This is a genomic window from Desulfovibrio sp. Huiquan2017 (genome assembly GCF_017351175.1).
Classification (GTDB): Bacteria; Desulfobacterota; Desulfovibrionia; order Desulfovibrionales; family Desulfovibrionaceae; genus Pseudodesulfovibrio.
In genome coordinates this window covers 79,656-93,604 of the sequence record NZ_JAFMPN010000019.1, presented here as the reverse complement: position 1 = coordinate 93,604, position 13,949 = coordinate 79,656, and the positions used below count along the sequence as shown (strand labels likewise).

Sequence of the window (13,949 nt, the reverse complement as noted above, 5' to 3'; positions counted from 1 at the left end):
CAGGTCCGGATCACGGAACTTTTCCAGTAATTCGAAGCTCAAAGCATAATCCTTTAGGCTGATTGCGGAACCGATTTCTTTAGGTTAGCGACAGTCATATACCCTCTGAATGATATGAGCAAATGAAAAACCCGGCGAGTCGGCCGGTACCCTCGACAGGGGTGGAAATGCGCGCGGGAAGGGGAATTCCTACTCCGCTTCCCGCCCCCGGGCCATGTTGCGGATCATGCACAGGGCGGCCATTTCGGCCGCCGCCAGGACCGGAAACATCAGGGCGGTGACGGCCACGGCCAGAGGCCCGGACAGATAATAGGCGAAGCGGTCCGGGCTGATCAGGATGGCGAGGGTCCGCGATCCGTTGAGCAGGGCGAACAGGAAGTAGCACACCCCCGCGATGGTGACCGCCCGGCTCTCCATATTGGAGAGGAAAAGGGCCATGGACAGGTTCGCGGACAGGATGAGCAGGACCACGCAGGTGATGGTCAACCGAACCTGATAGGCGGGCTCGACGAAATAAAACCAGAAAACGCCGATGGCCTCGCCCGCCAGCAGCAGGATCGACACAACCGCGGCCGTGCGCCTTATCCGGCCTTCCAGGAAGAGGTGGGTCCCTACCCAGATCACGGCCATTCCGCCGGTCAGAAGCAGATGGGTGACGAATCCCTTGATCCAGTCGCCGTAATAGAAATCCACCCCCGTGCCGATGGCCGCCAGCCCCATGGCCGAGTACCCCGTCACCCACCAGGAAACGCCCGCCAGGCCGAGATTCCGGTTCTTGCGGCGCATGCGCCAAGCCAGGCAAAGGACGGCCAGTCCGCCCAAAAAAAAGGCCATGTGCAATATGACTTCACCCTTCACCGGGTTCCTCCCATTGTGGCATGGTTAGCACAACCGCCGGGAGACCGCCAGAATACGGTAAAAAAGAATAATCAGGATGGCAGCCGGTCCGTTTTTCCGGGGGGCGCCCGCTTTCTTTTTTCGGTTCGGGCTGATAGATGAAATCCATCGGATGCGCTTGTGCATCCCGGCCAACCCGACGCGCTTCGCGTACGTATGCCATGTCCGCCAAGGAAAACACCGCCCAGGCAGCCGGTCCCCACCGGTCGCCGCTGCCCCCGCCGCCACCGGCCCTGCCCGATCCCGACCTGTTCGTCCCGGACGACGTCCAATGCGCCCGGTACTGGGAGGAGTACGCCATGCTCGACAATGTGGCCGAACACAGCCGCATGGTCGCGACCGTGGCCACCTTCCTGTCCAAGCGGGCTGTTGAACAGGGGCTGGACGTGGACGTGCCCACGGTGCGCGCCTCGGCCATGCTGCATGATCTGGCCAAGACCTACTGCATCCGCCACGGCGGCAACCACAGCCAACTGGGCGGAGCCTGGGTGGCTGAATTGACCGGAAACCCGATCATCGCCTGCGGCGTGACCCACCACGTCTACTGGCCCTTCGCCATGGACCTTTCGCGCTACTTCCCGCCCCTGGCCGTGCTCTACGCGGACAAGCGCGTGAACCACAACCGACTGGTGTCCATCGAAGATCGATTCCGGGACTTGATCATCCGGTACGGCATTCCCCTGAATCTCCAGGACCGCATCAACGAAACCAAACGACAGGCCCTGGAGCTGGAACAACTCTTATGCGACACACTCAAGGTGAATCTCAATGCATGTGATTTTGATAGCGGGCGGCTGGTCTGACGAACGCGACGTCTCCCTGTCCGGAGCCAAGAAAATTCAGGCCTCCCTCGATGAACTCGGCCACACCGTCACGTTCTTCGACCCGGCCGACGACTTCCGCAACCTCCTTTCCATTGCCCGGAACGCGGACTTCGCCTTCATCAACCTGCACGGCTCGCCCGGCGAGGACGGCCTGATCCAGGCGGTCCTCGACAAAGCGGGCTGTCCCTACCAAGGGGCGGGCCCGGCCGCTTCCTACCTGGCCCTGAATAAGGCGGCCGCCAAGGAAGTCTTCGAGGCCAACGGCATCAAGACCCCGGACTGGCAGTTGATCACCCCCACCCAGGGACGCGAAGCGCCGCTGACGCTCGATCTGCCCGTGTTCGTCAAGCCGGACAAGGGCGGCTCGTCTCTGGGCATGTCCCTGGTACGCACCGCCGAGGACTTCCCGGCGGCGCTGGACAAGGTCTTCGCCATGTGCCAATCCGCCCTGGTGGAGACCTTCATCCCCGGCGTAGAGCTGACCTGCGGCATCCTCGGCAACGAGGCCCTGCCCCTGATCCTGATCACCCCGCGGGACGGTTCCGACTTCTTCGACTACGAGAACAAGTACGCGGCCGACGGGGCCGAGGAAATCTGCCCGGCCCCGGTGGACGAGGCGCTGAGTACGGCCATTCAGGAACAGATGCTCGTCGCCCATACGGCTCTGGGACTGACCGGCTACAGCCGGGGCGACTTCATCGCCACCGCCGATGGCGAGGCCTACCTGCTCGAAGTCAACACCCTGCCCGGCATGACTCCCACCAGCCTGCTGCCCAGGGCCGCGGCCCACGTGGGCTACTCCTTCACTGGACTCATCGCCGAGCTCATTCGGCTCGGCCTGGAAGGCAGGGTTTAGATGGGGAAGAACGCCACGGACCTGGCACTCAAAATCTACGGCCTGGCCTGGAAGGCCGTCCTACCCTGCCTCCGGTTCAACGGACGGCTCAAGGACGGCTGGGAGCAACGGACCCTGGCTGGCGGCGTCCCCGCCCCGGCCCGCCTGTGGATGCAGGCGGCCAGTGGCGGCGAGGCCTACCTGGCCTGGGAGGTCCTCAAGCACCTCAAGCCGACCGGAACCGATACTCTGCGCGTGCTGGTGACCACCAACACCCTCCAAGGATACCAGACCCTGGTCCGGGCCGCCTCCGAAATCAACGGGCGCAAGGCCGGACTGGCCGTCCAGCCGTGGTACTTTCCCTTCGACGCGCCGGGGCTCATGCGCCGCATGCTCGAACGGGTCCGTCCCGAATTGGCCGTCCTCCTCGAAACCGAAATCTGGCCGGGCTTCCTGTCCGCCTGCAAAAAGAGCGGCGTGCCCGTGCTGTTGGCCAATGGCCGCATGAGCACCAAATCCCTGGCCGGTTACATGACCTGGCCGGGGCTGTTCCAAGCGTTCGCCCCGGACCGGATCATGGCCGTGTCCGAAACCGACGGCCGCCGCTTCGCCACCCTGTTCGGACGCGAACGGGTTCAGGTCATGCCGAACGTCAAGTTCGACCGCATGGGCGACACCCGGCCCATGCCCCGAAGCGCCAACCCGCTCCGGGACCTCATCGCCGCCGAGACCCCGTTCGTCATCTTCGGTTCGGTGCGCAGGGAGGAAGAGCACGACGTCACCCGCCTGGCCGCCGGACTCATGTCCGCCAGACCGGCCACCGTGCTCGGCCTGTTTCCCAGGCACATGCACCACCTGGACCTGTGGCGCAGGGCCATGGACGGGGCCGGGCTCAACTGGGTCCTGCGCTCGAAGCTCAACGGCCCGGCGCGCCCCGGCACAGTCGTCCTGTGGGACACTTTCGGCGAATTGGTCCCGGCCTACGGGCTGGCCGCGGCCGCCTTCATCGGCGGCTCACTGGCCCCGCTGGGGGGACAAAATTTCCTCGAACCCCTGACCTCCGGTGTGACCCCGGTGACCGGTCCGCACTGGAAGAACTTCGCCTGGGTGGGCCGGGAAGTCCTCGAATCCGGCTTGGCCGTGGAAGCTTGCGGCTGGCAAGACGCTCTGGAATCGTTAAAGAAAATTATCGACAACACCCCGTCACGCAGAGAGGTGGCCGCTGCTGCGGGCCGATATATTCGCGACCGCAGGGGCGGCGCGGAAGCGGTCGCCAAACAGGTTGCCGATTTGCTTAATAAGGATTAAACACGCTACCCAACAACCATGAACGAATTCCCCGAATGTCACGGCATCATCCCCGCCAGGTATGACTCCTCGCGGTTCCCGGGCAAGCCTCTGGTGGAGATCGGCGGCAAGCCCATGTTCTGGCACGTCTGGTCGCGCGCCTCGGCCTGTCCGATGATGACCAGCGTCACACTGGCCACGGACGACGCGCGCATCCTCGACGCGGCCACGGCATTGGCCGTCCCCGTGGTCATGACCCGGCGCGATCACAGCAGCGGCACGGATCGGGTGCTCGAAGCGGCCCGGGCCCTGTCCATTGACTCGGACGCGGTAGTGGTTAACATCCAAGGCGATGAACCGTGCCTGGAACCGGAGATGCTCACCGAACTGGTCCGGCCTTTCGAGAACCGGCGGGTCCGGGTGACCACCTTGGCCACATCCATCGGCCCGGAGGAAGCCGCTTCGCCCGACCGGGTCAAGGTGGTCCGCGCCAGGGACGGACGCGCGCTCTACTTCTCCCGTTCGCAGGTGCCGTTCGACCGCGACGGGAAAATGCACGGTTTTTTGCTGCACATCGGGCTCTACGGCTTCCGCATGGAGGCGCTGGAACGATTCGGCAGTCTGGACCCGAGCCCGCTGGAACAGCGGGAAAAGTTGGAACAGCTCCGTCTGCTCGAGGACGGCATCGATATTTATGTGACCGAGACGCGGCACTCCTGCCACGGGGTAGACAGGCCCGAAGACCTCGTCAAGATCAAGACCATTCTGGAGAACCATTGATGAAAGCGATTCTTGCCCTCGAAGACGGCACGATTTTCAAGGGGACGAGTTTCACCGGCCAGGGAGAGGCCTCCGGTGAGGTCATCTTCAACACCGGCATGACCGGCTACCAGGAGATCCTGACCGACCCGTCCTACACCGGGCAGATGGTCACCATGACCTATCCGCTCATCGGCAACTACGGGGTCAACCCCGAAGACGTGGAGTCGCACAAGGTCCAGGCCGCAGGCTTCATCGTCAAGGAATGTTGCAAGAGGCCAAGCAACTGGCGGTCTACCATGTCCCTGCCCGACTACCTGACCCAAGCCGGGGTCATGGGCATCGAAGGCATCGACACCCGGGCCCTGACCCGCCATCTGCGCATCAACGGCGCCCAGCGCGGCTTCATGGCCGCCGGCGACGTTGATCCGGCGGAACTGGTCGAAAAGGCCCGGTCCATCGAAAAGATGGAAGGCCTCAACCTGGCCGACCGCGTGTCCTGCGACAAGCCCTACACCTGGGACGGCAAAAAGCCCGCGTTCATCGACGACCTCAAGGACTTCGCCTGGAAGGGCGTCGGCCCCAAGCTGGCCGTATACGACTTCGGCATCAAGTGGAACATCCTGCGCCTCATGGAGGCCGAGGGCTTCGACATGATCGTGCTGCCCTCCCACTTCACCGCGGCCCAGGTTCGCGAACTCGGCCCGGACGCCGTGTTTCTGTCCAACGGCCCCGGTGATCCAGCGGCGGTGACCACCGCCGTGGAGGCGGCCCGCGACCTCTGCGAAGACCTGCCCGTGGCGGGCATCTGCCTGGGCCACCAGATTCTCGGCCTGGCCATGGGCGGAACCACCTACAAGCTCAAGTTCGGCCACCACGGCTGCAACCACCCGGTCATGGATCTCCAGACCGAGAAGATCGAAATATCCTCCCAGAACCACGGCTTCTGCGTGGATGTGGACGGCCTCGACTTCCTCGAAAAGACCCACGTCAATCTCAACGACAACACCCTGGAAGGATTCCGTCACCGCGAAAAGCCCATCCTGGCCATCCAGCACCATCCCGAGGCCGGGCCAGGTCCCCACGACAGTCGCTATTTCTTCCCAAGATTTCGTGATATGGTCAGAAAAAGCACCGGGGTATAACCCCCGACAAACCCAGCCAGGAACGCCGCATGTCCACTGATCTGATCAAATCGCGCAAGAAACTGAATTCCGTCGCCACCCTCCTGAAAAAGGGCAAATATATGCCCGCGGTTCAGGCGGTTCACGACGGGCTCATTCTCTTCCTCAAAAATCAGGTCCTGAAGAACGAACGTGACGAGTTCGAGGACATCCTCAAAAAAGTCACCTATGTCCTCAACTCGGACAAGGAGCTGCGCAAGATCTACCCCTTGGTCATCAGCTACGAGCCCGGCCAGGAGCGCCCTCTGCTCGACGCCATGCGCGAACTGCTCCAGGAGTTGCAAAAGGCCCTCAACGAGGAAGTTCAGGGCGACATGGACGCCTTCAACGCCCAGAAGCAGACCGAGTTGGAAAAAGGCCAGGCCTTCCTGGACGCCCAGGATTGGGACAAGGCCAAGGAAGTCTTCGACCAATTGGTGCGCTCTTTCAGCGGGGACTCCGAACTCAAGGCCGACATCGCCGACCGCTACCTCAACGCGGGCCGGTACAAGGAAGCCTACGCCATGTTGGACGACGCCCTGAAGGACGACCCCAACGCCATCCACCTGTACAACCGCATCGGCATGGTCCTGCGCAAAATGAAGGACTTCGAGACCGCCGAAAAATATTACCTCAAGGCCCTGACCCTGACCTCCAACGACGAATACCTGCACTACAACATGGGCCGACTCTACTACGACTGGCGCAAATGGGGCAAAATGGCCAGCTCAGCCAACAAGGCCGTGGAAATCAATCCCAATTTCGCCGAAGCCGTCAAAATGCTTAAATTCGCCCAGAAAAAAATGGGCTGACGCCGACGAAGCCATACGCCAACGAAAAGGGCTCCCAAACGGGAGCCCTTTTCGTTGGGGATACCTCCGGCGGCCAGGGGGGAAACTTTTGAAAAAATGTCCCCCCTGGACCCACTTTCCAAACTTTTTATGTGCCTGCGGCAAGGGCGTGCGAATGAGGAAGGTCCGTCCCCTTCTCCCTCGCAACATCGTAAAGAAAAGCCGTCTCCCCACGAGAGCGACAACAAGAAGTTTAGGAAGGAGAATGGGAGGGAGGCCAGGGGCGCTGCACACCCTACAGCAAACTTTCAATGTACAGGGCGGCGGCGAAGAGATCGTCGCAGACATGGTCGGCGCGGGGGGCGCATTGGGCTTCCTGTTGCGCGCCCTTGCCGGTGCGCACGAGGATGGTGCCCGCGCCGGTGTTGCGGCCCAGGTCGATGTCGGCGGCCTTGTCGCCGATCATGAAGGCCTGGGCGGGATCGAAATCGAGTTCGGCGGCGGCCCGTTGCATCAGGCCGGGCTTGGGCTTGCGGCAATTGCAGTTGTCCCCGGGCGCATGCGGGCAGAAAAAGACGCCGTCGATGACCACGCCCTGCCCGGCGAGGAGTTCGGTCATGCGCCGGTTGCAGGCAATGACCGAGTCCTCGTCATAGTAGCCGCGCCCGATGCCGCTCTGGTTGGTCAGCACGGCCAGTCCGAACCCCATGCCCTGCATGCGTTTCAATCCTTCGGCGGCCTGGGGCAAAAGCTCCACGCCGTCGGGGTCGTGCAGGTAGTGCTTGTCCCGGATGATGGTCCCGTCGCGATCGAGGAGGACGTAGCGCTTGAACATGGTCATCCAGGTCGGCCGACGAGCTTGCGGAGCATGTCGAGGGCGGCGTGAAAGCTGTCGATGGAGGCCTCGCCCGTACCCACAAGGTCGTAGCCGGTGCCGTGGTCGGGCGAGGTGCGCGGGTACGGCAGGCCGAGGGTGACGTTCACGGCGCGGCTGAAGTGCAGCAGCTTGAGCGGGGCCAGCCCCTGGTCATGATACATGGCCAACACGGCCGGAAAACGGCCTTGGGCGGCGAAATGAAAGATGGTGTCCCCCGGTACGGGCCCGACGGCCTGAATGCCTTCGGCCGCAGCCTGTTCCAGGGCCGGAATGACGGTGACGATCTCCTCGTCCCCGATGCGCCCGGACTCCCCGGCATGGGGATTGAGGCCGCAGACCCCGATGGAGCCGTCCAGGCCGAGGGTGCGCAGGAAGTCGGCGGTCAGGCGCAGGCAGTGCAGGATACGCTCACGGGTGACCAGCCCGGGGACGTCGCGCAGACGCGGATGGGTGGTCACCAGACTGACGCGCAGCTTGGGCGAGGGATCATTCGGGTCATGGCCGCACAGGTGCATGCACACGTTGTCACGGCCTACGCCAAGCTTTTCGGCCAGAAATTCGGTGTGCCCGGGGAAGTCGAACCCGGCGGCGTTGAGCATGGCCTTGTTCAGCGGGCAGGTCAGCAACCCCTCGGCCAAGCCGGATTTAAGCGCGCGCACGGCGGCATCCAGGCTGACACCGGCGGACAGTCCGCCCTCGCGGCAGGGTACGCCGGGCGGGAAGGAGACGCCGTCAAGCTCGGGCGGCTGATAAATATAGACGCCGGGTTTCTTGTCGGCGATAGCCTCAAGACTGTCGATGGGGGTGAAGAATCGCGGCGCGCCCAGCCGGGCCAGTTCTCGGTCCAGGGCAGGGGGCGGGCCGATAAGCAGAAAACGGTCCCCGGCGGTATCGCCGTTCAGGAAATGTCGGGTCACCAGCTCGGGCCCGAGGCCGCAGGGATCGCCGAGGGTTATGCATAGAGTTCGCATGGTCGTCTCTCCTTGGATGCGGTCTGTCCGGGAATATCCGGTCCCGGGAAGCTACCCCCGCCCCCGGCCCAAGTCAATGCGCGCCCGGCCGACGCTCGCGCCGAGCCAAAAAGTCGGCCAAAATTCGGGCGTGATCAAAGGCCAGCTCAGGCCAACGCCCCAGGGGAAATATTTCGGCATCGGCCGCATCGTCGCCCGCCACAAGGCTGGCCGGATCTTCGGGCACGCCGGTATAGACCACGCTCATGGTATGCCCGCGCGGATCGCGATCCGGGTCCGAATAGACCCCGAGCAATCCGGTCAGACGCACGTCCAGCCCGGTCTCCTCCTTCATCTCGCGCACGGCGGCCCGCTCACAGGTCTCGCCGTAGTCCACGAACCCGCCGGGCAAGGCCCAGCCCAATGGCGGGTTGCGCCGCTTGATGAGGACCACGCCCTCCCCGCCATCCGGCAGGTCCATGACGATGACCACATCCACCGTGGGGGTGGGATTCCGATACACCTCGATCTCGCCCCCGCAATGGGGGCAGGTCCGAATTCTGCCCATGATACGCTCCCTTGGCTGTGTTCAGACCGGACTGTCCCCAAACACGGCCGCCAAGTCAAATCCCGCGCGACCCGATTCCACTTTTTCTACCGGTCCGCTTCGTTCCAACAATGGCCTCCGCCCTCCGCAGAGGGCCGAAACTTTTCCGCAATGAGTGCCAGTCGATGCTTTAACATATTGTTTTAATTTGATTTATATTTAAAATACAAACCATACGAGAAAGGCTTCATCGGATTATCCGGTGAAGCCTTGGCTTTCTCGTGTGCAAAAAAAGGAAGAAGTTATTTGGGATATAGCAATCGGCGTGCCAACACTCTCATAAAGAGGCTGTTTTTAAATATATTTAATAATACCAACATATTGCTCGGAGAGACGTTGGAAGAAAAAAAATCCCGCACCCACAAGGGGTACAGGATTTTTTACTTCGATCCGGGAAAGGTCCATTTCCCGTGTATGTCGGTTCAAGGATTTGAACCGGCCGGGTCAGGCGTTGCGCACGGCCACGGAAAATCCCTTGTCGCACAATTTCTTGATGGAGATTTCGCCCTCGCGGATAATTTCGAGTTTGCTCGAACCGAGCATGCGGACCACGGTGGAGGCCTTGTGCCCGCGCGGCCACGGCGGATCGAAATAGGACCCGTCAACCATCTCCAGGAGCGCGGGGTCGATGTCCTCGGGCAGGGCCGCCGGGGCTTTGCCGGACAGGTTCGCGCTGGTGGCCACGATGGGTTTGCGGAACCGGCGGGACAACTCGGAGGCGAAGGGGTGACCGGACCAGCGCACCGAGGTGTAGCCCTCGTCGTCGGACAGCCAGCCGGGCAGCTCGGGCAGCGCCTTGACCAGAATGGACAGCGGCCCGGGCCAAAACGCCTCGGCCAGATCCAACAGGGAGCGGGACTTCTGGCTGGTGACAAGATCAAGCATATCCATGCCCCCGATGATCAGGGGCAGGGGCCGCTCTTCGGAACGCCCCTTGACCGTGGCCACGCGATTGCAGGCCGCTTCGCTGGTGGCGTCGCAACCAAGCGCATAGAGCGTCTCCGTGGGATAGATGACGATGCCGCCGGAACGCAGGATCTTGAGCAATTCTTGCATGAAAGTCTCCTTACCTCGAATACCATTGGAGTTTGAGGGATTCCAGTTCCTCCCTGGAGAAGGAGGGTTCGTCGTACATGCCTGCAGCGTCCCGCTGGGTGAACGCCTGATACAATATGATGGCCGCAGCGACCGACACGTTAAAGCTCTGGACCATGCCCTGCATGGGAATGTATATTTCGTCGGGAACCAGGGCGGCCAGATCCGGGGAAGTGCCCCGGTGCTCGTTGCTCAGGATGATCGCCGTGGGCTTGGTGAAATCGAAATCCATGACCGGACGGGCCGTCTCCGAAAACCCGGTCCTGAGGATGCGCATACCCTGCCCTTTGAGTTCGGCGACCATCTCGGCCGCATCGACGTGCTCGGTGCGCTCGATCCATTTCTTGGCCGAGGCCGAACTCTTCTGGGCCAGGTCCGGCCACTGGGAATCCGTATAATAGAGATGGACCCCGGCCACGCCGAAGGCGTCGCAGCTTCTGAGGACCGCCGAGACGTTGTGCGGATCCCAGATGTTGTCCATGACCAGGGTCAGGTCCGTCTGCCGCCTGGCCAACACCGCGTCGATGCGCTTTTTCCTCGCTTCCGTTATCTGTTTGGGCATGCGGGGTTGGTATCCATTCCGCAATGATTTGGCAACCCCGGACAACGGTCGGCGCCGACATGGAAGAACAGATTATAATGTGATGCGGATGATTAATCTTTATCATCATATTGACATTTTTTCACTTTACATAGGAAAAGAAGACTTGGAGACTCTTTCCCGGTAAGAAAGCGGAGTTTGTAATGCGTGCACTCATTGTCGAAGACGAATTCCTAAGCCGCAAGGTCCTGCGGTCTTTCCTGATGACCCTTTTCGACGTGGACATTGTGGTCAACGGCCGGGAAGCGGTCGAGGCCTTCAAGATGGGTCACAGCGAGAACAGGCCGTATGACCTGATCCTCATGGACATCATGATGCCCGAGGTGGACGGCATCGAGGCGCTACAAAAGATTCGAGCCCTCGAAGTGGACAACGACTATCGCCCGCGGGCCAAGGTGATCATGACCACGGCCCTGGACGATCCCCGAACGGTCATCCGAACCTTTCACGACGGCGAGGCCTCGGCCTACATCGTCAAGCCGGTCGCCAAGGACAAACTGTATGCCGAGCTGGAAAAGCTCGGGCTCCTGCACAAGTAAGATCAAGGACCCGTGATGAGCGAAGACCCGATGGTTGAGGAGTTCTTCTCCGAAGTAAACGACAAGTACTATCCCCAGGTGATGGAGGGGCTCGAATTGCTTGAAGGCGACGAACTCGCCCAAGGCATCGAGATCCTGGCCCGTCCCCTGCACACCATCAAGGGCGTCACCGGCTTCATGGCGGGGTTCGAGACGGCCTCCCACTTCACCCACAAAATCGAGGACTTCCTGAAGAAGGTACAGTCCGGCGAGGTGGAGTCCACCCCGGACAACGTGACCCTGCTCTCGCGCGGGGTAAACATGATCTTCCAGGTTCTGGAGCAGCTCCGCGAGGGCGACCTGGACACCGAAGAGCAGGAGGAGGTCCTGGGCCTGATTGCAGAAGCCTCCTCCTCCGAACAGGTCGAAAGCGAAGCCCTGGGCGCAGGCGTGGAGGTGGAGACCCGCGACGGGGTGACCATCATCAAGGTCAAGGACCCGCGCGTCCACATGGATGGACAGTTCAAGCCGATCATCTCCGCCATCCTGTCCATCGAACCCGGGGACCCCGTGCTGTTGGACCTGTCCGGGGTGCTGACCTTCGGCTCCGGGGCGTGGGCCGCCGTGGCGAGCATGGGCACCACCTTCAAGATCGCGGCCTGCAATGTCTCCCCCGACGCCCGGCAAACCCTCATAGGCTGGGGCCTCGACAAGACCATTTCCGTATATCCCGACAGGGAAACCTACTTCACCGCGCAATAAGGGGAAATCATGCAGGACAGCATCATCCAGTGCATCGAGGACATCGAGAAGCAGATTCTCGAAGTGGACGCCACCGGCCAAGGGGTCGAGGCGGTTATCGATGCCCTAGGCCTGTCGTGCATGCAGCTCTCCTCGGCCGGGGTCATCGCCCTGATCGACATGCTCAAGGACGGCATCACGCCGGTCAACAACGAAATCATCACCGCCATGCTGGGCATCTGCGAAGCCCAGAAGAAATTTTTCTTCGCCTTGGGCGGCCTGCTCCAGGGCAGCACCGACGCCCTGGCCAAGATCAAGACCGCTCCGTCCGCACCGGCCGTCGAGGAATCCGAGGAGGATGCGGCCAAGGCCTTCGAAGAACCGCCCACCGCCGAGGCCGAAGCGACCGAAGCAGAAGAGGAGGAGAAGGCGCCCGCAACGCCCGCCCTGGCCGCAAAGTCCGACAACAAACCCGACGCCAAGGGTTCGACCACGGCCATTTCCTCCATCCGCGTGGCCACGGACCGCCTCGACCGGGTCATCGAACTGGTGGGCAAGCTCATGGTCACCTACGCGGTCATCGCCCAGGGAGGAGCCACCAGCATGACGCAGATGGCCTCCAGCCTGCGCGAGTTGGACAACGTCATCACCCGCCTCCAGCAGGAGGTCAACGCCATCCGCCTGGTGCCCCTCAAGCAAATTTTCATGCCCATGCACCGGCTGGTCAAGAGCCTGTCCCAGAAGATCGGCAAGAAGCTCGACTTCGAAGTCAAGGGAGACGACCTGGCCCTGGACAAGACCATCGTCGAGTCCCTGAACGAACCTCTGGTCCACCTGCTCCGGAACGCCGTGGACCACGGGCTGGAAGATCCCGCGGGGCGCAAGGCCGCGGGCAAATCCGAGTCCGGCACCGTGACCCTGTCCGCCTGGCGCAAGGGCGACAGCGCCTTCATCCAGGTGGCCGACGACGGGCGCGGCCTGGATCCCGACCGCATCCTGGCCAAGGCCCTGGAAAAAGGGTTGGCCGATCCGGACAAGGAATACAAAACCGAGGAGATCCTCCAGTTCGTACTCCAGAGCGGCTTTTCCACCGCCGAAAAGATCACCGACGTGTCCGGGCGCGGCGTGGGCATGGACGCCGTGGTCAACGCCATCAAGGTCGCCCTGGACGGCGAGGTGTCCATCCAAAGCGAGCTGGGCAAGGGCGCGGCCTTCACCATTTCCATTCCGCTGGACCGCTCGGCCAACGAAGGCATCGTGGACGCCCTGGTCTGCAAGGTCGGCGGCGACACCTTCATCATGCCCAGCCGCGACGTGGTCGAGATTTACATGCCCCGGCGCAACGACGTGGTCGAACTGCCGGACGGCCGTGAAACCGTGGACGTGCGCGGCGAGATTCATTCCCTGCTCCGGTTGGCCGACCTCCTTGAGCTAACCCCGGAGATCGACAACATCGAGATGGCCCAAGCCATCGTGGTCCGAGTAGGCGACTACAAGGGCGCCATCCTGGTGGATGAGGTCCTCAGGCAGCAACAGGTGGTCATCACCGGCTTCACCGTCCCGGTCCAGGAAATCTTCAACATACCCATCCTGGGTTACGGTATGATGGGCGAATCCGACGCCCTGGTCATCGACGCCGAGGAGATGATCCAGCAGTTCCAGGAACGTATCACCAGGAACGCACGGTCGTCCTTGACATAAACGCCCTCCGGAGCATAGTTCACAATCTTCAGGTGTCCTCGGACTCAATAGGGAATCCCGTGCGAATCGGGAGCGGACCCGCCGCCGTGACGTTCTGCCGAACCATTTCCACACATGCCACTGGGGCTTGCCCCGGGAAGGCGGAAACGGGAGGGACCAGCCGGAAGACCTGCCTGGAGCGATCACATGGACTTGCCGCGGTGGTACGTGGGCTTGCCGCTGAGGTATAGAAGGGAAAATACGGATCCCCTTCCTCTAAATTCGAAGAGGAAGGGGATTTTCTTTCCCCACCCGCCCTTTATC

The 13,949-nt window shown here is 62.1% G+C and carries 15 protein-coding genes and 1 riboswitch; of the genes, 9 read left to right on the top strand and 6 right to left on the bottom strand.

All coding sequences use genetic code 11. From position 1 onward, the window contains the following. Positions 1-189 precede the first annotated feature (189 nt). On the bottom strand, positions 190-858 hold the full coding sequence (locus J0909_RS16095) for a hypothetical protein (RefSeq protein ID WP_207264418.1): 669 nt from the start codon (positions 856-858) through the stop codon (positions 190-192). Between the two features lie 200 nt (positions 859-1,058). On the opposite strand from J0909_RS16095, the gene J0909_RS16090 reads away from it, so the two are divergent. From J0909_RS16090 to J0909_RS16065, 6 genes are read left to right on the top strand one after another with little or no spacing between them, the layout of a single operon-like run. After that, positions 1,059-1,700: an HD domain-containing protein gene (locus J0909_RS16090; protein ID WP_207264416.1), complete on the top strand. Its 642-nt coding sequence runs from the start codon at positions 1,059-1,061 to the stop codon at positions 1,698-1,700. Next, positions 1,666-2,577, top strand: a complete 912-nt coding sequence (locus tag J0909_RS16085) for a D-alanine--D-alanine ligase family protein (RefSeq protein ID WP_207264412.1) — start codon at positions 1,666-1,668, stop codon at positions 2,575-2,577. The genes J0909_RS16090 and J0909_RS16085 overlap by 35 nt, the downstream gene beginning before the upstream one ends. Next, complete coding sequence (locus tag J0909_RS16080) at positions 2,578-3,864, top strand: 3-deoxy-D-manno-octulosonic acid transferase (RefSeq protein ID WP_207264411.1); 1,287 nt, start codon at positions 2,578-2,580, stop codon at positions 3,862-3,864. 18 nt (positions 3,865-3,882) lie between these two features. After that, on the top strand, positions 3,883-4,623 hold the full coding sequence (gene kdsB / locus J0909_RS16075) for a 3-deoxy-manno-octulosonate cytidylyltransferase (protein ID WP_207264408.1): 741 nt from the start codon (positions 3,883-3,885) through the stop codon (positions 4,621-4,623). Then, the gene (gene carA / locus J0909_RS16070) at positions 4,623-5,747 is read left to right on the top strand and encodes a glutamine-hydrolyzing carbamoyl-phosphate synthase small subunit (RefSeq protein ID WP_207264405.1); all 1,125 of its coding nucleotides are present in this window, start codon (positions 4,623-4,625) and stop codon (positions 5,745-5,747) included. Before kdsB ends, carA begins: the two co-directional genes overlap by 1 nt. 29 nt (positions 5,748-5,776) lie before the next feature. Beyond that, positions 5,777-6,577: a tetratricopeptide repeat protein gene (locus J0909_RS16065; protein WP_207264402.1), complete on the top strand. Its 801-nt coding sequence runs from the start codon at positions 5,777-5,779 to the stop codon at positions 6,575-6,577. A gap of 274 nt (positions 6,578-6,851) precedes the next feature. Here the strand turns inward: J0909_RS16065 and gmhB are convergent, their stop codons facing one another. The 5 genes from gmhB to J0909_RS16040 form a co-directional block, all read right to left on the bottom strand. Then, positions 6,852-7,391 carry a D-glycero-beta-D-manno-heptose 1,7-bisphosphate 7-phosphatase gene (gene gmhB, locus J0909_RS16060; protein ID WP_207264400.1) on the bottom strand — a complete coding sequence of 180 codons (540 nt, stop codon included), beginning with the start codon at positions 7,389-7,391 and terminating at the stop codon, positions 6,852-6,854. Between the two features lie 2 nt (positions 7,392-7,393). Further along, on the bottom strand, positions 7,394-8,404 hold the full coding sequence (gene pdxA, locus J0909_RS16055) for a 4-hydroxythreonine-4-phosphate dehydrogenase PdxA (protein ID WP_207264397.1): 1,011 nt from the start codon (positions 8,402-8,404) through the stop codon (positions 7,394-7,396). 73 nt (positions 8,405-8,477) lie between these two features. Further along, entirely contained in the window at positions 8,478-8,951 is a 474-nt protein-coding gene (locus J0909_RS16050; protein ID WP_207264394.1) for an NUDIX domain-containing protein, read from the bottom strand. Positions 8,952-9,434: 483 nt separating this feature from the next. Continuing rightward, the gene (locus J0909_RS16045) at positions 9,435-10,046 is read right to left on the bottom strand and encodes an L-threonylcarbamoyladenylate synthase (protein WP_207264393.1); all 612 of its coding nucleotides are present in this window, start codon (positions 10,044-10,046) and stop codon (positions 9,435-9,437) included. Positions 10,047-10,056: 10 nt separating this feature from the next. Then, complete coding sequence (locus J0909_RS16040) at positions 10,057-10,647, bottom strand: TrmH family RNA methyltransferase (RefSeq protein ID WP_207264392.1); 591 nt, start codon at positions 10,645-10,647, stop codon at positions 10,057-10,059. A 182-nt stretch (positions 10,648-10,829) separates the two neighbouring features. Between J0909_RS16040 and J0909_RS16035 the strand changes: the two genes are divergently transcribed. The 3 genes from J0909_RS16035 to J0909_RS16025 are packed head-to-tail and all read left to right on the top strand — an operon-like array spanning position 10,830 to position 13,646. Then, positions 10,830-11,225, top strand: a complete 396-nt coding sequence (locus tag J0909_RS16035) for a response regulator (protein ID WP_207264391.1) — start codon at positions 10,830-10,832, stop codon at positions 11,223-11,225. A gap of 15 nt (positions 11,226-11,240) precedes the next feature. Continuing rightward, a complete protein-coding gene (locus J0909_RS16030; protein WP_207264390.1) occupies positions 11,241-11,966 on the top strand; it encodes an Hpt domain-containing protein in 726 nt (241 codons plus the stop codon). A 9-nt stretch (positions 11,967-11,975) separates the two neighbouring features. Further along, complete coding sequence (locus J0909_RS16025) at positions 11,976-13,646, top strand: chemotaxis protein CheA (RefSeq protein WP_207264389.1); 1,671 nt, start codon at positions 11,976-11,978, stop codon at positions 13,644-13,646. Positions 13,647-13,659: 13 nt separating this feature from the next. Beyond that, positions 13,660-13,837: riboswitch (cobalamin riboswitch) on the top strand. The last annotated feature ends 112 nt before the right edge of the window (positions 13,838-13,949 follow it).